The organism is Micromonospora musae, assembly GCF_003626635.1.
Classification (GTDB): Bacteria; Actinomycetota; Actinomycetes; order Mycobacteriales; family Micromonosporaceae; genus Micromonospora; species Micromonospora musae.
In genome coordinates this window covers 370,188-392,170 of the sequence record NZ_RAZT01000005.1, presented here as the reverse complement: position 1 = coordinate 392,170, position 21,983 = coordinate 370,188, and the positions used below count along the sequence as shown (strand labels likewise).

The window sequence follows — 21,983 nt, the reverse complement described above, 5'->3', positions numbered from 1 at the left end:
CGGGCCCTGGCCGTCCTCAGTACGTGTAGAAGCCCTTGCCGGTCTTGCGCCCCAGGTCACCGGCGGTGACCATGCGCTGGAGCAGCTCCGGCGGGAAGAACTTCTCGTCGGCGGTGTCGGCGTAGATGTTCTTCGCGGCGTGCAGCAGCACGTCGGCGCCGGTGAGGTCCGTGGTGGCGAGCGGGCCCATGGCGTGGCCGAAGCCCAGCTTGCAGGCCGTGTCCAGGTCCTCGGCCGAGATGACGCCCGACTCGACCAGCTTGACCGCCTCGACCACGAGCGCGGCGATCAGCCGGGTGGTGACGAAGCCGGCGATGTCCCGGTTGACCACGACCACCGTCTTGCCGATCTCCTCGGCGAACGCCCGTACGGTGGCGAGCGTGGCGTCACTGGTCTTGTAGCCGCGGACCAGCTCGCAGAGCTTCATCATCGGCACCGGGGAGAAGAAGTGGGTGCCGACCACCGCCTCCGGGCGCTCGGTGACCGCGGCGATCTGGGTGACCGGGATGGCGGAGGTGTTGGTGGCGAGGACGGCGTCGGACTTGCAGATCTTGTCGAGCGCCCGGAACACCTCGTGCTTGATCTCGAGCCGCTCGAAGACCGCCTCGACGACGATGTCGGCGTCGGCGGCGGCCTCCAGGTCGGTGGTCACGCTGATCCGACCGAGCGTCGCCTCGACCTCGGACGCCTCGATCTTGCCCTTCTCGGCGAACTTCTCCAGCGACTTCCGGATGCCGTCGACGCCCCGCTTCGTGGCCGCGTCGTCCAGGTCCCGCAGCGTCACCTGCCAGCCCGCCTGCGCCGCCACCTGGGCGATGCCGGAACCCATCAGCCCGGCCCCGACGACCGCGAGTCGACCCGCCATCTGCTCTCTCCCTCGCCTGATTGAGTGCTTGCCAGCACCCTAGTCGGCGACGCTGAACGATGGCTAAGCCGGTTGCGCTCAGATGGTGAGCTCCGGCTCCTCCGGCGCGGTGCCGCGCTCCACCTCGACCCCCAGGGCCCGCAGGTCGGCCACGAAGTCCGGGTAGCCGCGGTCGACGTGGTGCACGTGCGACACCTCGGTGACTCCGTCCGCGCAGAGGCCCGCGATGATCAGGCCGGCCCCGGCCCGGATGTCGGTGGCCTGCACCGGCGCGCCGGAGAGCCGCTCGTGGCCGCGTACGACCGCGTGGTGGCCGTCGGTCTTGATGTCCGCGCCGAGCCGCATCATCTCGTTGGCGAACATGAAGCGGCCGTCGAAGATGTTCTCGGTGATCAGGGAGGCGCCGTCGCTCACTGCGGCCAGCCCGATCGCCATCGGCAGCAGGTCGGTGGCGAACCCGGGAAAGGGCAGCGTCACCACGTCCACGGCGAAGGGCCGCTCGTCCATCCGGATCCGGAAGGCGTCCGCCCGGGTCTCCACCAGGCCACCGGCGGCCACCAGCTTGTCCAGTGCGACCTCCAGGAAGGCCGGGTCCGCCCCGGTCACTGTCACGTCGCCTCGGGTCATGGCGGCGCCGAACGCCCAGGTGCCCGCCACGATCCGGTCGCCGACGGTGGCGTGCCGCGCCGGGCGCAGCCCGGGCACCCCTTCGATGTGCAGGGTGGACGTGCCCGCGCCGGAGATCTGCGCGCCCATCTCCCGGAGCATCGTGCAGATGTCGACGATCTCCGGCTCGCGGGCCGCGTTGTCGATCACCGTGGCGCCGCGGGCCAGCACCGCCGCCATCACCAGGTTCTCCGTGGCGCCGACGCTCGGGAAGTCCAGCATGATCTCGGCGCCGTGCAGGCCGTTCGGCGCGGCGGCGATGACGAAACCGTGTTCACCGGAGATCTCCGCGCCCATCCGGGTCAGGCCGGAGATGTGCATGTCGAGCCCGCGCGAGCCGATGGCGTCGCCGCCCGGGTGCGCCACCCGTACGTAGCCCTGCCGGGCCAGCAGCGGCCCGAGCACACAGATCGACGCGCGCAGGCGGCGTACCAGGTCGTAGTCGGCCTCGGTGCCCAACTGGTCGGGCACGTCGATGGTCACCGACCTGGATCGGGCCACCCCGCCTCCCGCCACCATCGGATCCACCGGGTCGTCCGCGTCGAACCCGACGTCACAGCCGAGCCGGCGCAGCACCTCCCCCATGATCGCGATGTCGGTGATCCGGGGCACGTTGGTGATCACACTGCGCCCGGGGGCGAGCAGTGCGGCGGCCATCAACTTCAGCGCCGAGTTCTTCGCACCGACCACGTGCACGGTGCCCGCCAGCCGGGCACCGCCGTGGACCCGGATGACGTCGACGTCGTTGACCGAGGGATCGCCGGCGTCGCCGGGACCGACCGCGGTCGGCCAACCGGGCGCGCCCGGCCGCACCGGGATGGTCAGGTCCGGTATCCGTAGGCTGTTCGTCATGGCCGTCCACCTCACGCGCATCTACACCAGGGCCGGCGACGCCGGCACGACCAGGCTGAACAACAACGAGCAGGTGCCGAAGACCGATCCGCGGATCGTCGCGTACGCCGACGTGGACGAGTGCAACTCCTCGATCGGGGTCGCGCTCGCCCTCGGCCAGCTCGACGACGAACTGCGGGCGGTGCTCGGGTCGATCCAGAACGACCTCTTCGACGTGGGCGCCGACCTGGCGACGCCCGTCGAGCCGGAGCCGAAGTATCCACCGTTGCGCGTCACCGAGGAGTACGTCGATCGCCTCGAGGGCTGGTGCGACGAGTACAACGGGCGCCTGAGCAAGCTCGACTCCTTCGTCCTCCCCGGCGGCACCGCGGGCGCGGCGCTGCTGCACGTGGCGCGGACCATCGCCCGGCGCGCCGAGCGTGCGGCATGGGCGCTGGTCAGCCACGACCCGGAGCGGACCAGCACTCTCCCGGCAAAGTATCTCAACCGGCTCTCCGATTTGCTCTTTATCCTGGCAAGAGCGGCGAATCCGGCCGGGGACGTGCTATGGGTTCCGGGCGGGAAGCGCTGACCGGCGGCCTGCACCACGTCGAGGTGTGGGTCCCCGATCTGGCCGCCGCCGAACATGCCTGGGGCTGGCTTCTGGGCGAGCTGGGGTGGGAAATCTTTCAGGAGTGGCCCGCCGGCCGCTCGTGGCGGCTCGGCCCGACCTACCTCGTGCTGGAGGAGTCCCCGGCGATGAGTGGGCGGCGGCACGACCGGCTCGCACCCGGCCTGAACCATCTCGCCTTCCACGCGGGCCCGCCGGCCGCCGTGGACCGGCTGGTCGCCGCGGCGCCGGCGTACGGCTGGGCGCTGCTCTTCCCGGACCGGCACCCGCACGCGGGCGGCCCGGAGACCTACGCGGGCTATCTCACCGACGGCCAGGGGTACGAGATCGAGCTGGTCGCCGAAGCGGGCCGGTGACCGGGGACGGGGTCAGGCGGCAGGCCAGTCCTGGGAGGCCAGACGCGGCGAGACCGCCCCGGGTGGGGCGGCCTCGAGCCAGGAGAGGAAACCCGTCACGGTCGATCGTGCCATCGCGATCTCGACCGGAGCGTGGTGACTGGTACAGCGGAGGATCACCCAGTCGGCGGGCATGGAGAAGCGTTCCTGCCCCTCGGGCAGGCGCCGCCGCTCCACCGCGAGCCCCTCGCGCTCGAGCACCCGCTTCGGGCGCAGCGCGAAACTGAACAACCGGTACCAGCGCAGCTCGGCACCGACGAACCGGCCGAAACCGGGCGACCAGCCACGACCGTCGAGGAGCGTGGAGACCCGGACACTGAGCCGGATGGTGCCCCCACTGCGAGTGAAGAGGGCCCGCCGAACGAAGAGGGTCAGGAGCGCGCAGAGGACGACGGCGAAGCCGATTCCGATCCCCTCGACGATCTCCATCGACGGTGCGGGTCAGCGACCCTGCGCGGCGGAGACCGGGGTGGCGCTCTCGGCGAGGACCGTGACGCCTTCGGCGCTCACGGAGAGGAAGCCGCCGGCCACCTCGTAGGAGACCTGCTCACCGCCGGGGAGCTTGATGCGCACCTGACCGGGCTCGGCGAGCTGGCCGAGCAGCGGCGCGTGCCCCGGCAGCACGCCCAGCTCGCCCTCGGTCGTCCGGGCGACGACCATCTCGGCCTCGCCGGACCAGACCCTCTCCTCGACGGCTACGAGCTCGACGTGAAGCTGCTGTGCCACGCTGTCTCCTTGCTGCGGCGGCGGAATGGGCAAATTCTAATCCTGCCACCACCGCTTACCCAACGCGGGTGGCGCAAGACGTGCCGCGGCTACTTGGTCTTGTTCTGGAAGGTGGGGTGCTCGAGGAGGAAGGCGTCCAACTGCTCGTCCTTCAACGCGGCGAAGAAGTCGTCGACGCCGTCCTGGAACTGCTCCCCCTTGTAGGTCTTGCCGTCGAAGACCGGGCCGCCCGGGAGCTTGATCATCTGGATCGTGTTGGGGCGGATGTCCTTCAGCGCGAGCCCGAAGTCCAGCACGCTGTGGCCGCGACCGTTGAAGATCAGCGACTGGCCCGCCGCTCGGATCACCCGGTCCAGCTTGATCGGGTTGGAGACCACGTCGGCGCTGAACGCCTGGCCCACCATCGCCTTGACGAACTGCTGCTGGTGACGCTGCCGGCCGTAGTCGGCATCCGGCACACCGTTCTTCGGGTAGCGCTGCCGGACGTAGTCCAGCGCCTGCCAACCCTTGAGGTGGTGAGTGCCCTTCGTGTACACGGCCTGTGGCCCGACGTAGCCCTCGCCGTGCTGGTTGAACTCCCGGGGCTTGCCGTCCGGCTGCCGGTGCTCCGAGCGCACCTCGCGCTCGATGTACATGTCGACGCCGCCCATCGCGTCGACGATCTTCTGGAAACCGGTGAAGTTGATGATCGCACCGGCGTCGAAGCGCTTGATGCCGGTGATCTCCTGCACCGTCGTCGCCAGCAACTCGAAACCGCGGGCGGCGTCCGGGTTCTGCCCCGGCACCCGGCTACCGAACGACATCGCGGCGTTCAACTTCGTGGTCTCACCGCCGAAGTCCGCCTTCGGGAAGGCGGGGATGTCCACGTAGAGATCGCGCGGCACGGAGAAGAGATAGGCGCGATCCATGGTGGCGGGCACGTGCAGCACCATGATCGAGTCAGCGAGCGGCGGCGTCGTCGGGTTACGCGGATCGATGCCGACCAGCAGGAGGTTCAGCGGCCCCTTGATGTCGCTCTTCGGCGGCGCCGGGGCGCCGGCCGCCTCGTCACCGAAGAGATCGGCCTTGCCGACGGCCCCCTCGTACCGGGACTTCAGCGCCGCTGTGCCGACCAGCGCGGTGCCGCTGAGCACCATGAGCACAGTGCCGAAGATGGTGCAGATCCGCGCCCACCGCGGGATGGCCCGCCAGGTGGATCGCTTCCGGCCGTTCTTACCGGCCTTGGCCACGACTGTCTCCGTTCGTCACGCCGCTTCCCTGACTGAAGACGGCGTGCGTCCTCGAAAAGGTTGCACCGATCCGCATTGACCAGGTGTGAAGGTGCGGTGAACGCTACCTCGCATCCGCGCGCACGCCGAAAGCGAGGAACGGAGCAGTGGCGACCGTACATGCCAAAGGTGAACAAAAGGCCGCCCCGGCATTGCCGGGGCGGCCTTTTTGTGGAGGGCCTCGTCAGGCCTTCATCAGCTCTTCCGCCTTGCGCTCCAGGTCCTCCAGACCGCCGCACATGAAGAACGCCTGCTCAGGGAAGTGGTCGTACTCACCCTCGCTGATCTTCCGGAACGCCTCGATGGTCTCCTTGATCGGGACCGTCGAGCCCGGAACGCCGGTGAACTGCTCCGCAGCGTAGGTGTTCTGCGACAGGAAGCGCTCGATCCGGCGGGCTCGGCCGACCGTGACCTTGTCCTCCTCGGAGAGCTCCTCGATACCGAGGATGGCGATGATGTCCTGCAGGTCCTTGTAGCGCTGCAGGATCCGCTTCACCTCGGTGGCCACCGCGAAGTGCTCCTGGCCGACGAACTCCGGGGCGAGGATCCGGGACGAGGACGCCAGCGGGTCCACGGCCGGGTAGATGCCCTTGTCGGAGATCGACCGCTCCAGGTTGGTGGTCGCGTCGAGGTGGGCGAACGTGGTGGCCGGGGCGGGGTCGGTGTAGTCGTCCGCCGGCACGTAGATCGCCTGCATCGAGGTGATGGCCTGGCCCCGGACGGAGGTGATCCGCTCCTGGAGCTCGCCCATCTCGTCGGCCAGGGTCGGCTGGTAGCCCACCGCGCTCGGCATCCGGCCGAGCAGGGTGGAGACCTCGGAACCCGCCTGGGTGAAGCGGAAGATGTTGTCGATGAAGAGCAGCACCTCCTGCTTCTTCACGTCGCGGAAGTACTCCGCCATGGTCAGCGCGGAGAGGGCGACCCGGAGCCGGGTGCCCGGCGGCTCGTCCATCTGGCCGTAGACCAGCGCGGTCTTGTCGATGACGCCCGACTCGGTCATCTCGGCGATGAGGTCGTTGCCCTCACGGGTCCGCTCACCCACACCGGCGAAGACCGACGTACCACCGAAGTTACGGGCGACACGGGTGATCATCTCCTGGATGAGCACCGTCTTGCCCACGCCGGCGCCGCCGAACAGGCCGATCTTGCCGCCCTTGACGTACGGGGCGAGCAGGTCGATGACCTTGATGCCGGTCTCCAGCATCTCGGTCTTCGGCTCCAGGTCCGCGAAGGCCGGGGCCTTGCGGTGGATACCCCAGTGGTCGTCCGGGGTGAGCGTCTCGCCCTCGGTGAGGTTGAGGACCTCGCCGATCGCGTTGAACACGTGACCCTTGACCGCGTCGCCCACCGGCACGGTGATCGGCGAACCGGAGTCACGCACCTCCGCGCCGCGGACCAGGCCGTCGGTCGGCTGCATCGAGATGGCCCGGACCATGTTGTCACCCAGGTGCTGGGCGACCTCCAGGGTCAGCGTCTTCTCACCACCGGACAGGTTCACGTCGACGTTCAGGGCGTTGAACAGGGCCGGCATGGCGTCGCGCGGGAACTCGGCGTCGACGACCGGGCCGATGACCCGGACCACGCGACCGGTGGCCGTCTTGGTCTCTACTGGGGCAGTCATCACACTTCACTTCCCGACGCGGCAAGCGCGTTCGCGCCGCCGACGATCTCGCTGATCTCCTGGGTGATCCCGGCCTGGCGGGCCGTGTTCATCTCGCGCGTGTACTTCTCGATCATCTCTTCGGCGTTGTCGGTGGCGCTCTTCATCGCCCGCCGCCGGGCCGCCGACTCGCTCGCCGCCGACTCGATCAACGCCGCGTAGATCCGCGTGTTGATGTACTTCGGCAGCAGCGCGTCGAGCAGCGCCTCCGCCTCCGGCTCGAACTCGTAGGCCGGGAGCAGCCCCTCGGAGCGCGGCCGGTCCTCGACCTGCATCGGCCCGATGATCTTGGCGACCGGGGTCTGGGTCATCAACGAGTGGAACTCGGTGTAGACCATGTGCAGCTCGTCGATGCCGAGCACCCCGTCCACCCCGGCGCCGCCGTCGACGTCGTCCGCACCGGCCGTGAACGCCTTGATCAGCGTCTCGCCCACCGCGCGGGCGTCCGCGAACGACGGCTGCTCCGAGAATCCGGTCCAGTTCGCCTCGATCGGCCGGTTCCGGAACCGGTAGTAGCTGACGCCCTTGCGCCCGACGACGTAGAGCACCGGCTCCTTGCCGTCGGCCCGGAGGCGGGCGATCAACGACTCAGCCGTCTTGATCGCGTTGGAGCTGTAACCGCCGGCCAGACCCCGGTCGGCGGTTACCAGCACGACGCCCGCCCGCCGCACCCGCTCACGCGGGGTGAGCAGCGGGTGGTCGATCCGCGCGTTGGACGCGAGCGCGGTGAGCACGCCGGTGATGGCCTGGGCGTACGGCAGGGACGCCTCCACCCGCGCCTGGGACTTGGCGATCCGGCTCGTCGCCACGAGCTCCATCGCCTTGGTGATCTTCTTCATCCCCTTAGCGGAGCGGATCCGCTGACGAAGAACGCGTACCTGGGCCGCCATGGGATCAGCTCTCGGCCGGGCGGTCGGTCGCGCCGTCGCGGAAGCGGGTCACCGTCTCGCGGTTCTCGTCACCCTCCAGCGGCGCGGCCGGCGCGTCGTTGACCTGACGCTCGTCCTCCTTGCCGAGGAAGACCTGCTTGAACTCGGTGATCGCCGCGTCCAGGGAGCCGATGATGTCGTCGTCCCACTTGTTGTCGGCGATCCCCGCCAGCACACCGGCGTGCTTGTGCCGCAGGTACTGGAGGAACTCCGACTCGAAGCGCCGGACCTCGCCCACCGGGACGTCGTCCAGCTTGCCCTCGGTGCCGGCCCAGACCGAGACGACCTGCTCCTGCACCGGGTACGGCGAGTAGTTCGACTGCTTCAGCAGCTCGACCAGGCGGGCGCCGCGGTCCAGCTGGGCCCGGGAGGCCTTGTCCAGGTCGGAGGCGAAGGCGGCGAACGCCTCCAGCTCGCGGTACTGGGCCAGGTTGAGCCGCAGCGAGCCGGCGACCTTCTTCATCGGCTTCACCTGCGCGGCGCCACCGACCCGGGAGACCGAGGTGCCGACGTTGATGGCCGGCCGGACGCCCTGGTTGAACAGGTCGGTCTCGAGGAAGATCTGGCCGTCGGTGATCGAGATGACGTTGGTCGGGATGAAGGCCGAGATGTCGCTGGCCTTCGTCTCGATGATCGGCAGACCGGTCATCGAGCCGCCACCCAGCTCGTCGGAGAGCTTCGCGCAGCGCTCCAGCAGGCGGGAGTGCAGGTAGAAGACGTCACCCGGGTACGCCTCACGGCCCGGCGGGCGGCGCAGCAGCAGCGACACGGCGCGGTACGCCTCGGCCTGCTTGCTCAGGTCGTCGAAGACGATCAGGACGTGCTTGCCGCCGTACATCCAGTGCTGCCCGATGGACGAGCCGGTGTAGGGGGCGATGTACTTGAAGCCGGCCGGGTCGGAGGCCGGGGAGGCCACGATGGTGGTGTACTCCATCGCGCCCGACTCTTCCAGCTGGCCCTTGATCGAGGCGATCGTGGAGGCCTTCTGGCCGATGGCGACGTAGATGCAGCGGACCTGCTTCTTCGGGTCGCCGGAGCGCCAGTTCTCCCGCTGGTTCAGGATGGCGTCGAGGGCGACCGTGGTCTTGCCGGTCTTCCGGTCACCGATGATCAGCTGCCGCTGGCCCCGACCCACCGGCGTCATGGCGTCGATCGCCTTGATGCCGGTCTGCAGCGGCTCGAAGACCGACTGCCGGGCCATCACGTTCGGCGCCTGCAGCTCCAGCTCGCGGTAGCCCTCGTCGGCGATGTCGCCGAGGCCGTCGATCGGCTGGCCGAGCGCGTTGACCACGCGGCCGAGGAAGGCGTCGCCGACCGGCACGGAGAGCACCCGGTCGGTGCGCTTGACGCGCTGCCCCTCCTCCAGGTTGGCGGAGTCACCGAGAACGACGACACCGATCTCCCGGACGTCGAGGTTGAGCGCCACGCCGAGCGTGCCGTCCTCGAACTCCAGCAGCTCGTTGGTCTTGGTCGAAGGCAGGCCCTCGACGTGGGCGATGCCGTCGCCGGTGTCGGAGACGGTGCCGACCTCCTCGCGGGAGACGTCGGTCGAGTAGGAGGAGACGTAGCGCTCCAGGGCGCCGCGGATCTCCTCCGTCGAGATGGTCAGCTCGGCCATCCTCTGCTTCCTTATGTATCAGGGGCCCGGGATACCTAGTACCGACCGGTCCGAGTGGCGTCTGTCGTTGAGGGCGCTGCGCGGCTGAGCCGGTCAGCGCTTCGCGAGCGCGTTGCGGGTCTCGTTGAGGCGGCGCAGGACGGTGCCGTCGTACAGGTCGGAGCCGACCCGCACGCTCACGCCACCCAGAACGTCGGGGTTCACCGTCTGTCGCACGGATACCTCCCGACCGTATATCGCGGAGAGCCGAGCGCCCAGCCGCTGCTCCTCACCGTCACTCAACGGGGCGGCGACGGTCACGTACGCGACCTGCCGGTCCCGCCGCTCGGCGGAGAGCTCGACCAGCCGGGTGAGCGCCCCACTGAAGGAGCGACCTCCGAAGCCACCGAGCGCGACCCCGACGAGGCGGCCGGTGACCGGCCGGGCCTTGCCGGCGAGCAGCTGGTCGACCAGGGTCGCCCGCCGCTCGGACGGGACCATCGGGTCGGAGAGCGCGTTGGAGAGCTCCGGAGAGCCGGCGACGACCTGCCCGAAGCGGAACAGCTCGTCCTCGACCTCACTGAGCTCGCCGGCGGAGTCGGCGCTGGCCAGCAGCGCCTCCACGCCCAGCCGCTCGGCGCCGTCGAGAAGCTCGGACGGCGCCGACCACCGGCCGGAGACCAGCGCGGTGAGCAGGGTCAGCGCGTCCGCGCCGATCTTGCCGCTGAGCATCCCCGCGAGCAGCCCGGACCGGTCCTCGCCGGACCGGGCCGGGTCGGAGAGCGCCCGGCGCAGCCGCGGCTCCCGCCGCAGCAGGGCGGCGACGGAGAGGATGTCGTCGGCGGTGGTGGCCACCGCCGACGCCTCCGCGCCGCGGACGTACTCGTCGAGGCGCTCGGCCGCGATCTTGTACGACTCCCGGCTGGCGGCCTGCATCAGCGGGCCCCCGTGCTCTCGAGGCTGTCCAGGAACCGGTCGACGGTGCCCTTGCGACGTGCCTCGTCGGCGAGCGACTCACCGACGATCTTGCTGGCCAGGTCGACCGCGATCGTGCCGACCTCGGCGCGCAGCTCGCGCACGATGGTGGCCCGCTCGGCGGCGAGCTGGTCCTTGCCCGCCTGGATGACCCGGTCGGCCTCCTCCCGCGCCTTGGCGAGGATGTCCTGCCGGATGCCCTCGGCGTCGGCCCGGGCGTCGTCCCGGATCTTGGCGGCGTCGGTACGCGCCTCGGCGAGCTGCGCACGGTACTGCTCGAGCAGCTGGTTCGCCTCGGACTGCGCGGCCTCGGCGCGCTTGATGCCACCCTCGATGGCGTCGACCCGGGCCTGGAACGTCTGCTCCATGCGCGGGAAGACGAACTTCATCAGCACGAAGCAGAGCACGATGAAGGCGATGCCACCGACCACGATCTCCTGCCAGAGCGGCAGGATCGGGTTGTGCGCTTCACCGCCTTCTGCGGCGAGGAAGTACATGGAAGACCTCCCGGTCGAAGGGGGGCGGAATTACTGAATCGGGCCCTGCCACACGAAGCCGAATGCGACACCCAGCAGGGCGAGCGCCTCGATGACGGCGAAGCCGATCCAGACGTACGGCAGGGTGATCCGCGACGACTCCGGCTGGCGGGCGGTCGACTGGATGTAGGCGGCGAAGACCAGGCCGACGCCGATACCCGGGCCGATGGCGGCGAGGCCGTAGCCGATGGCGGCGGTGCTGCCCTCTACCGCGGCGAGAACGCTAGCGTCCATTGGTGTGGTTCCTCCTGGTTATCACGCGTGACTCTCACGCGGGACGACAACGGTTGGTGCGAGTGGATCAGTGTTCCTCGGCGAGCGCGCCCTGCACGTAGCTGGCGGTCAACACCGTGAAGACGTAGGCCTGCAGCACGATCACCAGGAACTCGAGGAAGGTGAGCGCCACGGTCATCACCCAGGACAGGACCGAGATCGGCGCCAGCAGGGCGTTGGCGTTGAGCATCGCGAAGCCGCCGAGCGTGAAGACCAGCAGGAGCATGTGGCCGGCGAACATGTTCGCGAAGAGACGAACGGCGAGCGAGAAGGGCCGGACCAGGAAGGTCGAGAACGCCTCGATCGGGATCAGCAGCGGCAGGATGTACCACGGCGCCGGGGGGATGAGGGCCCGCTTGAAGTACCCGCCGAAGCCGTGCTTCTTGATACCGACCCAGTTGAAGAGCACGTAGCTGATCAAGGCGAGGAAGGCCGGGAAGGCGATGTGCGAGTTCGGGGAGATCTGGAAGAACGGCACGATCGCGAAGAAGTTCGTCAGCAGCACGAAGCAGAAGAGCGTCGTGAAGTAGGGCGCGAACCGCACACCCTGGTGCCCGATCATCTCGACCGCGATGTTGTTGCGCACGAAGCCGTAGATCGACTCGGCGAGCCACTGCTTCTTGGTGGGCACCAACTGCGGCTTGCGGTAGGTGAGCAGGAAGAACAGGATCAGGATCCCGACCGCCAGCCACACCATGAACGTGATCTTGGTGAACCAGTAGTTGTTCTCCGCGCCCCACGGGGCGATGCTGGGCAGGTAGAAGTCCTCCACGCTGGGTGGGAAATTAACCTCGCCCTGTGCCAGGACGTTCGACTGTCCGAACACCGCGTCCCTTCCTATTTAGGCGTGCCGAGGTTGCGGATGACCAGGACGATGCCCCCGGCCATGCCGAGCACGATCCCGATGCCGGTGGCGATGCCCCCGGTCTCCAGCCATCCGTCAACCAGCCAGCCGATGAAGCCCCACACGAGCATGCCCGCGATCAGGTAGCTGAGCGCGGTCCAACCCTGACCGGCACCGGACGGAACATCGTCCGGGCCGCCAGCGCTGGGGGGTTTCTGGTCACCGGCCATGACGGGGCGAACGATATCAGTCGGGGAGAGAAGGCTGTGCCTCACCCCCCGCACAACCTGGTTGTGTGGGACACGGGTGGGCGAAGTCGTCGCGATGCACGCTACTCCCCTTCGGCAGGGGAGAGAATGACCGATCGGGGACACATCGGCGCGCGTTCCGAAAACTGGGACGCCGGCCCCGTCAACCCGCCACGCGTCGCGCGTGGACCGTGGTGAGCCACCAGATGTGCACGCCCGTCCAGACCGCCACCCCGGCGGCGATGCCCAGGCACATCGGGATGAGACCGGGCCAACCGGTCGAGGCCACCCCGACCATCACCGCGCCGATCACCGTGAACTTCGCGACGTAGAGCGCGAGGCCGAACGGCAGCACCAACTGCGTGTTGCGGGCGTCGACCCAGGCCAGCACCACAGTGGTGAGGCTGTAGCTGATCACCGTGACGGCCACCCCGGCGGCGGCGCCGAGCGCCGCGTCGGCCCCGCCGGTCACCCCGCCGACCACCGCCGCGACCCCGGCCAGCAGCACCGACGCGATCAGCAGCACCGGCAGGTGCCGCAGCCGCCAGCCCCGGTCCTCCGCTGCCCGCTCCGCGCGGGCCACCGGCTCAGCCACGGGGGTACGCCGGGAAAGTGGCGACCAGGTCGGTCACCTCGACGCCGATCCGGGCCAGCTCGTCGGCGCCCCCGGCCGTGGCCGGGTCGGTCCGCACGGCCCGGGCGATCAGACTCGCGATCTGCCGCATCTCGGGCTCCCGCATGCCCTGGGTGGTGACGCTCGGCGTGCCCACCCGGATGCCGGAGGAGACCATCGGCTTCTGCGGGTCGTACGGGATGGCGTTCTTGTTCAACGTGATGGCGGCGGCGTCGCAGCGCGCCTCCGCCTCCGCGCCCGTCACCCCGAGCTCTCGCAGATCGATCAGGGCCAGGTGGGTGTCGGTGCCGCCGGAGACCGGGCGCATCCCCTCGTCGGCGAGCCCCGTGGCGAGCGCCTGCGCGTTACTGATCACCTGGTCGGCGTAGGCCCGGTACTCGGGCTGCGCGGCCTCGCGCAGCGCCACCGCCTTCGCCGCGACCGCGTGCATCAGCGGGCCGCCCTGGGTGAACGGGAAGACCGCCTTGTCGATCCGCTGGGCCAGCGACTCCCGGCAGAGGATCATGCCGCCGCGCGGGCCGCGGAGCACCTTGTGGGTGGTGCAGCTGACCACGTCGGCGTACGGCACCGGCGACGGGATCGCCTTGCCCGCGACGAGCCCGATGAAGTGGGCGGCGTCCACCATGAGGTACGCGTCGACCTCGTCGGCGATCTCCCGGAACTTCGCGAAGTCGATCAGCCGGGGGTACGCGGTCGCACCGCAGATGATCATCTTTGGCCGGTGCGCCCGGGCCAGGTCCCGCACCTCGTCGTAGTCGATCAGCTCGGTGTCGCGCCGCACCGTGTAGCCCACCGTGGCGAACCACTTGCCGGAGAAGTTGACCCGGCTGCCGTGGGTGAGGTGCCCGCCGTGCGGCAGGTCCATGGCGAGGACGGTGTCCCCGGGCTGCACCAGCGCCGCGTACGTGGCCAGGTTGGCGCTCGCCCCGGAGTGCGGCTGGAGGTTGGCGTGCTCGGCGCCGAAGAGCTCCTTCGCCCGGGTGATGCCGATCTCCTCGGCCCGGTCCACCTCGGCGCAGCCGCCGTAGTAGCGCCGCCCCGGGTAGCCCTCGGCGTACTTGTTGGTGAGCGTCGAGCCGAGCGCGGCGAGCACCGCGGGCGAGGTGAGGTTCTCGCTCGCGATCAGTTGCAGCCCGCCCCGTAGGCGGTCCAGCTCGCCGAGCACCACGCCGGCGATCTCCGGGTCGGTGGCGCGGAGCTGCTCGAAGTCCGGCCCCCAGAAGGTGCTCGTCACGGTGTCCACGACGAAGCAGTCTATGGGGCCGCAGACTGGACACTGTGAGATGCCTGGTCACCGGTGCGACCGGATACATCGGCGGGCGGCTCGCGCCGCGACTGCTGGCCGACGGGCACCAGGTGCGCTGCCTGGCCCGCCACGCCGGCCGGCTGCGCGACGCGCCCTGGGCCGCAGCCGTGGAGATCGTCGAGGGCGACCTGCGTCGCCCCGAGACGCTGCCGCCCGCCTTCGCCGACGTGGACACCGCCTACTACCTGGTGCACTCGCTCGGTCAGGCCGGGTTCGAGTCGGCCGACCGGGAGGCCGCCGAGGCCTTCGCCGCGGCGGCCCGGGCCGCCGGCGTACGCCGCATCGTCTATCTCGGCGGGCCCGAGCCGGCCCGCGACGAGGCCTCGGCCCACCTACGGTCCCGCGCCGAGGTGGGGCGGATCCTGCTGGCCAGCGGTGTGCCGACGGCGGTGCTCCGGGCCGCGGTGATCATCGGATCCGGCTCGGCCTCGTTCGAGATGCTGCGCTACCTGAGCGAACGCCTGCCGGCGATGGTCACCCCGCGCTGGGTGCACAACCGGATCCAGCCGATCTCGGTCGAGGACGTGCTGCGCTACCTCGTCGGCTGCGTCGACCTGCCGCCCGAGGTCAACCGCGCCTTCGACATCGGCGGGCCGGACGTGCTCACCTTCGGCGACATGATCCAGCGGTACGCCCGGGTGGCCGGGCTGCGCGAGCGCGTCATCGTGCCGGTGCGCCCGCTGAGCCCCACGCTGTCGTCGTACTGGGTCGGACTGGTCACCCCGGTGCCGAACGCGATCGCTCGACCGCTGATCGAGAGCCTGATCCACGAGGCGGTCGTGCAGGAGCACGACATCGCCGCGTACGTCCCCGACCCGCCCGAGGGGCTCACCGGCTTCGACCAGGCGCTCGAGCTGGCCCTGGCGCGGGTGCGCGACGCCCAGGTGGAGACTCGGTGGTCGACCGCGAGCGGCCCGTACGCCCCGGCCGAGCCGCTGCCCAGCGACCCGGAGTGGTCCGGTGGTACCGCCTACACCGACCTGCGCGAACAGGTCGTCGACGCGCCCCCTGAGGCGCTCTGGCGGATCATCGAGGGCGTCGGGGGCGAGCACGGGTGGTACTCGTTCCCGCTGGCCTGGTCGGTGCGGGGCTGGTTCGACCGGCTGATCGGCGGGGCGGGGCTGCGACGCGGGCGGCGCGATCCGCACCGGCTCCAGGTCGGCGAGGCGCTGGACTTCTGGCGGGTCGAGGAGATCGAACCGGGACGGCTGCTGCGGCTGCGCGCGGAGATGCGGCTGCCCGGCCGGGCCTGGCTGGAGATGCGCGCTCTGCCGGCCGCCGACGGGCGCAGCCGGTACCAGCAGCGGGCGGTGTTCCTGCCGCGTGGGCTGGCCGGGCACACCTACTGGGCCGCCGTCACCCCGTTCCACGCGGTGGTCTTCGGTGGGATGGCCCGCAACATCGCCCGCGGCGCGGAGCGGGGCGGCAGTGACCTCAGTTCCCGGTCCGGGGGCCGGTGAGGTCGAAGGCGATCCGTTCGCTCGGCGGCACGAAGTCACGTACCGGCTGGTCCCGCAGCCCGAACGAGAGCACCTCCCCGACCGAGCGGGCCAGTTCGGCCTGCACCGGCTTGCCGACCGCGTCCCGGGGGTCGTCCGGGTTCGCGGCCATCGCGGCGACCGCGAGTTGCGGGGTGAAGGCGACCACCGTCTCCGTCTCGTACCGCTCGGAGCTGCCCGTCTTGCCGGCCACCGGCCGGCCCAGCCGCTGCCGCAGGTCGGTCACGGTCCCGCCGTCGCACCCGTTGTACATCGACTGGTCGCCGACCGGGCAGCGGGCCGCGTCCACGGCCGCCCGCGCCACATCGGTGTCCAGCACCTGCCGGCAGTCCGGCTGCGCCGCCTCCACCGGCCGCCCGGACGCGTCGGTGATCGACACCACCGGCGAGGGTGCGCACCAGGTTCCCTCGGCCGCCAGCGTGGCGTACGCGTTCGCCAGGTCGAGCGGGGTGGTCGCAGAGACGCCGAGGGTGAACGGTCCCCACTCCTTCGCGCCGTGCCGGGCGAGTTGGGCGTCGGACTCGGCCCGGAAGGCGACGCCCAACCGCTCGGCCATCTCCACCGCCTTGTCGGCGCCGACCCGCTCGATCAGCCAGGCGAAGTACGTGTTGACCGAGTTGCCGAAGGCGCTCCACATGGTGTGCCGGCCGTCGACCGACGCAGAGGAGTTCTGCGGGCACCATTGGCCGTCGCAGCTCGCCGGCCCCGTTGCGCGATAGCCGGTGACCAGGCGGCCCGGTGCGTCGTACTCGGTGCGCAGCGGCAGGCCGGCCTCCAGCGCGGCGAGCATGGTGAAGAGCTTGAAGGTCGAGCCGCCCTGGTAACCGTTGATGGCTCCGCCCCCGGCGACCAGCTGGTTCACGGTGTTCGGGTAGTTCTTCTGCCCGGCGGGGTTCTCGTCGACGCCGTAGTCGCGGTTCACGGCCATGGCGAGCACCCGGCCGGTGCCGGGCTGGACGACGGCGGTCGGCGCCGCCCGGCGGTCGGTCTCCGGGTAGATCCGCAGCACCTGCTCGACGGTGGTGCGCTGCACGGCGGGGTCGAGCGAGGAGACGATCGAGAAACCGCCCCGCCGCAGCGCCCGCTGCCGCTCGTCGGCGCTGGCGCCGAAGGCGGGTTGTGCGCTCCACCACTGGGTGAACCAGTCGCAGAAGAAGCCCCAGTCGTTCTGCGCCTCGGGCACCGCCGTGCAGTCGTTCGGCGTCTCGCTGGGGCGCAGCTTCAGCGGCTCCGCGTTGGCGCGCGCCGCCTGTTCGGGCGGAACCTGGCCGGACTCGGCGAGCTGTTGCAGCACGTACGACCGGCGGCCGAGGGCGGCGTCGGCGTCGCCGTTGATCGGCTCGTCGGTGTGCGGTGAGCGGACCAGGCCGGCCAGCAGTGCCGCCTCGGCCAGGGTCAGCTCCGCAGGCGACTTGGAGAAGTACCGTTTGCTCGCCGCCGCGATCCCGTACGCCCCGGCACCGAAGTACGCGATGTTGAGGTAGCGGGTGAGGATCTCCTCCTTGTCGAACTCCCGTTCCAGGGCGAGGGCGTACCGCATCTCCTGCACCTTGCGGGCGGCGCTCACCTCGGTGGCCGCCTGACGCTGATCGGCGGAGAGGCGGGGATCGGTGCTCAGGACGTTGCGGACGTACTGCATGGTCAGCGTGGACGCGCCCTGCCGGGTCTCGCCGCCGCGCTGGTTGACCGCGAAGGCGCGTACCACGCCGCGCAGGTCCACCCCGCGGTGGTCGTAGAAGCGGAGGTCCTCGGCGGCCACGATGGCCTGCCGCATCACCGGAGCCACCTCGCGCAGCGGCACGTCCACCCGGTCCTCCTGGTAGAAGGAGGTGATCAGGGTGGTGCCGTCGTTGGCGTAGAGGTTGGAGCGCTGCGCGGTCGGCGACGTGCGCAGGGTGTTGGGCAGCTCCGAGTAGGGCGTGGAGAGGGCGCTGAAGCCGATCCCGAAGACCAGCGCGACCGGCAGGGCCGCTCCCGCCAACACCAGACCGGCGAGCACGCCGGCGAGCAACACGGTCAGCACTTTGTCGAGATGGGCCCGGATCATCAGCTCTCCCCGCAGGAGCCGGTCACGCTAGGACCCGTTCAGAATGACCCGGAAAGCCCTGTTTCGCCGCCGATTCGCCTCAAACCCGGAGGAAACTCGCGAGGAGGACGGTCAGGGCAGAAGTGCCGCGGCGAGCGGCTGCACCGTCTCCTCGATCTCGTCGGCCACCCGGCTGAAGCACTGGTCACCCCGGCCCCACGGATCGTCGAGATCATCGGTGGCGAGCGAATGGGAATCGTGACGGGCCGCCTGCACCGCCGCCACCAGCGCCACCCCGCGGGCGTGTACCGCCTCCGGCGTGGCCGAGGACTCCGGCAGCCCAGCCACGTCCACCGCGCCCAGCAGCCGGCCGAACTCCCCCAGCACGAAGGTGCGCGCCGCGGCGTCGGGGCGCAGCGCCACCACGTAGTCCTGCTGGTCGGCGGTTGCCGTGAGGACGAGATCGGCGGCGTCGATGTGGTCCGAGCGGAGCTTGCGGGCGGCGAACCCCTCGGCGTCGCCGCCCCGGGACACCACCTGCCGGGCCGCCGGCGGGTTCATCTCCTCACCGGCGTGCCAGCCCCCGGTGCCGGCGCTGTGGCTGTGCACCAGCTCGTCGGCGCCGGCCGGGTCGAGGCCCAGCCGGGTCAGCCGCTCCCGTACGGCCAGCGCGAGCAGCCGCTCCGCCATCGGTGACCGGCAGATGTTGCCCATGCAGACGTGCAGCACGGTGAACGGTGGCACCTAGACTCCCTCGACGATGTCCGGCACCACGTCGCGCAGCTTCTCCAGCGGGATCGCGCCCTGGCGCAGGACCTGTGGCACCTCGCCGGTGAGATCCACGATCGTGCTCGGCACCGGATCCGGACAGGGGCCCGCCTCCAGGTACGCACGCACCGAGTAACCCAGCTGGTCGCGCGCCTCCTCGGCGGTGAGCGCGGAGGGCTGGCCCGTCTTGTTGGCCGACGAGACGGCCATCGGCCCGGTCTCCCGCAGCACCTCGAGCGCCACCGGGTGCAGCGGCATCCGCACCGCCACCGTGCCGGTCTTGTCCCCGAGGTCCCACTGCAGGCTCGGCGAGTGCTCGATCACGATGGTGAGCGCGCCCGGCCAGAACGCCTCGACGAGGTCCCGGGCCTCCCGGGGCAGCGAGAAGACCAGGCCGTCCAGGGTCTGCCGGGAGCCGATCAGCACCGGCGGCGGCATCTGCCGACCCCGGCCCTTGGCGTCCAGCAGCGCTTTGACGGCGTACGGGGTGAAGGCGTCCGCGCCGATGCCGTAAACGGTGTCCGTCGGCAGGACGACCAGTTCCCCGTTCTTGACCGCCTCGATGGCCGCGGCGATGCCGCGGTCCCGGTCGGCGGGCGACCGGCAGTCGTAGAGCATCACGAGGAGCCAGTCTGCCACGCCGGCCCGAGGTCGGGGCGGCGGCCGTCCGCACGTCGGGACGCGGTGGCGAACCGGGGCCTCCCGGTGAGGTCCCGATGCTCGGTGACGGCGGCGAACCGGCCGTCGGCGACGAGCAACGCCGGCACGTCCGCACCGTGCGTGTCGTCGTGCTCGATGCCGAGCATCCCGCCGGGCCGCAGCAGCGCCGCCGCGCGGGCGATCACCGGGCGGATGACCGACAGCCCGTCCGCGCCCCCGAAGACCGCCTCCGCCGGGTCGTACCCGGCCACCTCCGGGGCCACCACCGTGTCCGCGGGCACGTACGGCGGGTTGCAGAGCAGCACGTCGACCCGGCCGACCAGATCGTCGAGCAGGTCGGGGGCGGTGACGTCCGCCGCCACCACCTCGATCGGCCGGTCTCCCGCCGTGGCCCGGTCCCCCGCGTTGCGGCGCAGCCAGTCCAGCGCCGCCGGGGAGCGCTCGACCGCGACCACCCGGGCCGCCGGCAGCTCCTGGGCCACCGCGAGGGCGATCGCGCCCGAGCCGCTGCAGAGATCCACCACCAGCGGCGTGTCCCGGTCCCGCCCCTGCTCGATGCCCCAGCCGGCGAGCAGCTCCGTCTCCGGCCGGGGCACGAAGACGCCCGGCCCGACGGCCAGCTCCAGCCGCCGGAAGGCGGCGCTGCCGGTGAGGTGCTGCAACGGTTCACGGCTCACCCGGCGGGTCACCAGCGCGTCGAAGGTGGCGAGCTGGTTCGCGTCGAACCCGTCGGCGAGAGCCAGCCGGCCACGCGGCACATCCAGCACGTACGCGGCCAACAGCTCGGCCTCCGTCCGGGCGGCCGGCACCCCGGCATCGTCGAGGATCCGGGCCGCCCGCAGCACGGCGATCGATGGCCGAATCCTATTCGTCCCTTCGGGGGGGTGTTGCGGCTCGATGGTCACGACATAATCATGAAGCGTCGCGGGGCACGTCACGAGCGGGTGCGTACAGGCGCATGCCGACAGGAGGTCGCTGGTGGGTTGGCTCGACCGGGTCGAAGACCAGGTTGACGCGCTGACGCAGTCGCGGGCGTTGCAGGAGGCCAGCCGGTCCGCCGAGGCGTACACGGTGCTGGAACGGGTGCTGCGCACCACAGCCAGCCCACGCACCCGGGCCGACGCCATGGTGCAGCGCCTCTCCGCCCTGATCAATCTCGGGCGCACGGCGGAGTTCACCCGCGCGATCGAGGAGGCGTCGGCGGCCGTCCGCGACCTCGCCGAGCCCTACCTGCACGGGCACCTCAACGCCCTGGCCGCACTCGCCGCCCACCATCAGGGCGCGCTCGACCGCTGCGTCACCCACCTGGTCAAGGCCGCCCGCGCGCTCGGCGCCGTCGAGGACCCGGACCGGGACACCGCCTGGGGCTGGCACGACCTGGCGATGGCCTACTCCTACCTCAGCTTCCACGGCTACGCCCTCGGCGCGATCGAGCGGGCCCGGCAGCTCGGCATGGCCGCCGGGATCCCCGAGGAGACGTTCGCCGCGCCCGGCATCCGCCTGCGCAACGCCGTCGCGCTCGACCACAACGGCGACAGCGACGGCTGCCTGCGGGTGCTGCGCGACGTGGCGAGCGACCTGGCCCGCTTCCTGCACGGCGGGCGGGCCGGGCAGCTGCGCCCCAGCAGTCTCTCCGCGTACGGCTACGCCGCGGCCCGCCGGGCGGCGCTCGGCGACGAGATCGAGTTCAACAGCGACGCCGATCCCGCCCGGCTGCTCGCCCACGGCGGCGACAGCGCCCGGGCGCGGGACATGCGTGAACTCGGTCACGTCTGCCTCGCCATCGCCTCCGGCCGACCGATCGAGGCGGTGGCCCGGCTGGACACCGTCCGGGTCTCCAACGAGACGCTCGGCGCGGCCGAACCGGCCCGGCTGCGCAGCATCGCCCTGTCCCGGGCCGGTGATCACGCGGCCGCACACCGGGCGGACCGGCTGGCGTTCCGGCTGGCGGCGCAGCGCAACGACCGGCTGCGGGACGTCTACATCGACGGCATCGCGGCCCGCATCGACCACGAGGAGATGCGCCGGGAGGCCGCCCGCTACGAGGGCGAGGCGCTCACCGACCCGTTGACCGGTCTGCCCAACCGCCGCCGGCTCGAGCGCTACATCGCCAGCGTGGTGGCGCGGGGCGAGCAGGTGGTGATCGGGGTCTGCGACCTGGACGGCTTCAAGGCGGTCAACACCCGGCACGGACACCACTCGGGTGACCTGGTCCTCCAGCGCATCGCCGGGGTGATCAACCGGGTGATGCGCCGGGGTGACTTCGTGGCCCGCTACGGCGGGGACGAGTTCGTGGTGGTGCTGCCCGGCGCGGGCATGAGCGAGGCCGCCGAGGTGGCCCGCCGGGTCGGCGCGGCGGTGGCGAGCGAGGACTGGGAGGCGCTGGTCCCCGGCACCCCCGTCGGGGTGAGCATCGGCTTCGCCGAGGTCTCCGGCACCGGGCCGGCGCTTCGCGACGCGCTCAGCACCGCGTTCGAGATCGCCGACCGCGAGATGCTCCGAGCCAAGACCCGCCCCCGCGCCTCCTGACCCTCCCCCACGCACACCCTCCCCCTCCCCTTCCCCCGTCCCCCGGGCGTGATCAAGAGGTTTGCGTCACCGGGGTGATCGAAGGTGACGCGAAGCTCTTGATCAACGGGGCGACGG

23 protein-coding genes are annotated in these 21,983 nt (G+C 71.0%); 4 read left to right on the top strand and 19 right to left on the bottom strand.

Going from position 1 to position 21,983, the window contains the following annotated elements; translation table 11 throughout:
* Positions 1–16 precede the first annotated feature (16 nt).
* Both D7044_RS12540 and murA read right to left on the bottom strand, forming a co-directional pair.
* Positions 17–865, bottom strand: a complete 849-nt coding sequence (locus tag D7044_RS12540) for a 3-hydroxyacyl-CoA dehydrogenase family protein (protein WP_120679514.1) — start codon at positions 863–865, stop codon at positions 17–19.
* A 78-nt stretch (positions 866–943) separates the two neighbouring features.
* On the bottom strand, positions 944–2,383 hold the full coding sequence (murA, locus tag D7044_RS12535) for a UDP-N-acetylglucosamine 1-carboxyvinyltransferase (protein ID WP_120679512.1): 1,440 nt from the start codon (positions 2,381–2,383) through the stop codon (positions 944–946).
* On the opposite strand from murA, the gene D7044_RS12530 reads away from it, so the two are divergent.
* Both D7044_RS12530 and D7044_RS12525 read left to right on the top strand, forming a co-directional pair.
* A complete protein-coding gene (locus tag D7044_RS12530) occupies positions 2,382–2,954 on the top strand; it encodes a cob(I)yrinic acid a,c-diamide adenosyltransferase (protein ID WP_120679510.1) in 573 nt (190 codons plus the stop codon). The two genes, murA and D7044_RS12530, sit on opposite strands and share 2 nt — an antisense overlap.
* Complete coding sequence (locus tag D7044_RS12525) at positions 2,930–3,349, top strand: VOC family protein (protein ID WP_120688908.1); 420 nt, start codon at positions 2,930–2,932, stop codon at positions 3,347–3,349. The genes D7044_RS12530 and D7044_RS12525 overlap by 25 nt, the downstream gene beginning before the upstream one ends.
* Positions 3,350–3,361: 12 nt before the next feature.
* Here D7044_RS12525 and D7044_RS12520 read toward each other — a convergent pair whose 3' ends face one another.
* From D7044_RS12520 to D7044_RS12460, 13 genes are all read right to left on the bottom strand, one after another.
* Complete coding sequence (locus D7044_RS12520; RefSeq protein ID WP_120679506.1) at positions 3,362–3,817, bottom strand: DUF2550 domain-containing protein; 456 nt, start codon at positions 3,815–3,817, stop codon at positions 3,362–3,364.
* Positions 3,818–3,829: 12 nt separating this feature from the next.
* On the bottom strand, positions 3,830–4,114 hold the full coding sequence (locus D7044_RS12515; RefSeq protein WP_120679504.1) for a F0F1 ATP synthase subunit epsilon: 285 nt from the start codon (positions 4,112–4,114) through the stop codon (positions 3,830–3,832).
* 89 nt (positions 4,115–4,203) lie between these two features.
* Entirely contained in the window at positions 4,204–5,343 is a 1,140-nt protein-coding gene (locus D7044_RS12510; RefSeq protein ID WP_120688907.1) for an LCP family protein, read from the bottom strand.
* A gap of 223 nt (positions 5,344–5,566) precedes the next feature.
* Positions 5,567–7,003 carry a F0F1 ATP synthase subunit beta gene (gene atpD / locus D7044_RS12505; protein WP_120679499.1) on the bottom strand — a complete coding sequence of 479 codons (1,437 nt, stop codon included), beginning with the start codon at positions 7,001–7,003 and terminating at the stop codon, positions 5,567–5,569.
* Positions 7,003–7,932, bottom strand: a complete 930-nt coding sequence (locus D7044_RS12500) for a F0F1 ATP synthase subunit gamma (RefSeq protein WP_120679497.1) — start codon at positions 7,930–7,932, stop codon at positions 7,003–7,005. Before D7044_RS12500 ends, atpD begins: the two co-directional genes overlap by 1 nt.
* Positions 7,933–7,936: 4 nt before the next feature.
* A complete protein-coding gene (atpA, locus tag D7044_RS12495) occupies positions 7,937–9,589 on the bottom strand; it encodes a F0F1 ATP synthase subunit alpha (RefSeq protein WP_120679495.1) in 1,653 nt (550 codons plus the stop codon).
* A 93-nt stretch (positions 9,590–9,682) separates the two neighbouring features.
* Positions 9,683–10,504, bottom strand: coding sequence for a F0F1 ATP synthase subunit delta (locus D7044_RS12490; RefSeq protein WP_120688906.1), 822 nt, complete (start codon positions 10,502–10,504; stop codon positions 9,683–9,685).
* Positions 10,504–11,040 carry a F0F1 ATP synthase subunit B gene (locus D7044_RS12485; RefSeq protein WP_120679491.1) on the bottom strand — a complete coding sequence of 179 codons (537 nt, stop codon included), beginning with the start codon at positions 11,038–11,040 and terminating at the stop codon, positions 10,504–10,506. The genes D7044_RS12490 and D7044_RS12485 overlap by 1 nt, the downstream gene beginning before the upstream one ends.
* Before the next feature lie 30 nt (positions 11,041–11,070).
* Positions 11,071–11,313, bottom strand: coding sequence for an ATP synthase F0 subunit C (locus tag D7044_RS12480; protein ID WP_120679489.1), 243 nt, complete (start codon positions 11,311–11,313; stop codon positions 11,071–11,073).
* Between the two features lie 67 nt (positions 11,314–11,380).
* The gene (gene atpB / locus D7044_RS12475; RefSeq protein ID WP_120679487.1) at positions 11,381–12,178 is read right to left on the bottom strand and encodes a F0F1 ATP synthase subunit A; all 798 of its coding nucleotides are present in this window, start codon (positions 12,176–12,178) and stop codon (positions 11,381–11,383) included.
* Between the two features lie 11 nt (positions 12,179–12,189).
* On the bottom strand, positions 12,190–12,426 hold the full coding sequence (locus D7044_RS12470) for an AtpZ/AtpI family protein (RefSeq protein WP_120679485.1): 237 nt from the start codon (positions 12,424–12,426) through the stop codon (positions 12,190–12,192).
* 181 nt (positions 12,427–12,607) lie between these two features.
* On the bottom strand, positions 12,608–13,039 hold the full coding sequence (locus tag D7044_RS12465; RefSeq protein WP_120679483.1) for a hypothetical protein: 432 nt from the start codon (positions 13,037–13,039) through the stop codon (positions 12,608–12,610).
* A complete protein-coding gene (locus tag D7044_RS12460) occupies positions 13,032–14,321 on the bottom strand; it encodes a serine hydroxymethyltransferase (protein WP_199716592.1) in 1,290 nt (429 codons plus the stop codon). The genes D7044_RS12465 and D7044_RS12460 overlap by 8 nt, the downstream gene beginning before the upstream one ends.
* 35 nt (positions 14,322–14,356) lie before the next feature.
* Between D7044_RS12460 and D7044_RS12455 the strand changes: the two genes are divergently transcribed.
* Entirely contained in the window at positions 14,357–15,844 is a 1,488-nt protein-coding gene (locus D7044_RS12455) for an SDR family oxidoreductase (RefSeq protein WP_120679481.1), read from the top strand.
* Here D7044_RS12455 and D7044_RS12450 read toward each other — a convergent pair.
* The 4 genes from D7044_RS12450 to prmC all read right to left on the bottom strand — a co-directional run bounded on the left by D7044_RS12450 (position 15,819) and on the right by prmC (position 20,242).
* Positions 15,819–17,930, bottom strand: coding sequence for a transglycosylase domain-containing protein (locus D7044_RS12450; protein WP_120688905.1), 2,112 nt, complete (start codon positions 17,928–17,930; stop codon positions 15,819–15,821). The genes D7044_RS12455 and D7044_RS12450 overlap by 26 nt on opposite strands.
* 111 nt (positions 17,931–18,041) lie before the next feature.
* The gene (locus tag D7044_RS12445; protein ID WP_120679477.1) at positions 18,042–18,653 is read right to left on the bottom strand and encodes an arsenate reductase/protein-tyrosine-phosphatase family protein; all 612 of its coding nucleotides are present in this window, start codon (positions 18,651–18,653) and stop codon (positions 18,042–18,044) included.
* Positions 18,654–19,295, bottom strand: coding sequence for an L-threonylcarbamoyladenylate synthase (locus D7044_RS12440; protein ID WP_120679892.1), 642 nt, complete (start codon positions 19,293–19,295; stop codon positions 18,654–18,656).
* Entirely contained in the window at positions 19,295–20,242 is a 948-nt protein-coding gene (gene prmC, locus D7044_RS12435) for a peptide chain release factor N(5)-glutamine methyltransferase (RefSeq protein WP_120679475.1), read from the bottom strand. Before prmC ends, D7044_RS12440 begins: the two co-directional genes overlap by 1 nt.
* Before the next feature lie 73 nt (positions 20,243–20,315).
* On the opposite strand from prmC, the gene D7044_RS12430 reads away from it, so the two are divergent.
* Complete coding sequence (locus tag D7044_RS12430; RefSeq protein WP_120679473.1) at positions 20,316–21,866, top strand: GGDEF domain-containing protein; 1,551 nt, start codon at positions 20,316–20,318, stop codon at positions 21,864–21,866.
* The last annotated feature ends 117 nt before the right edge of the window (positions 21,867–21,983 follow it).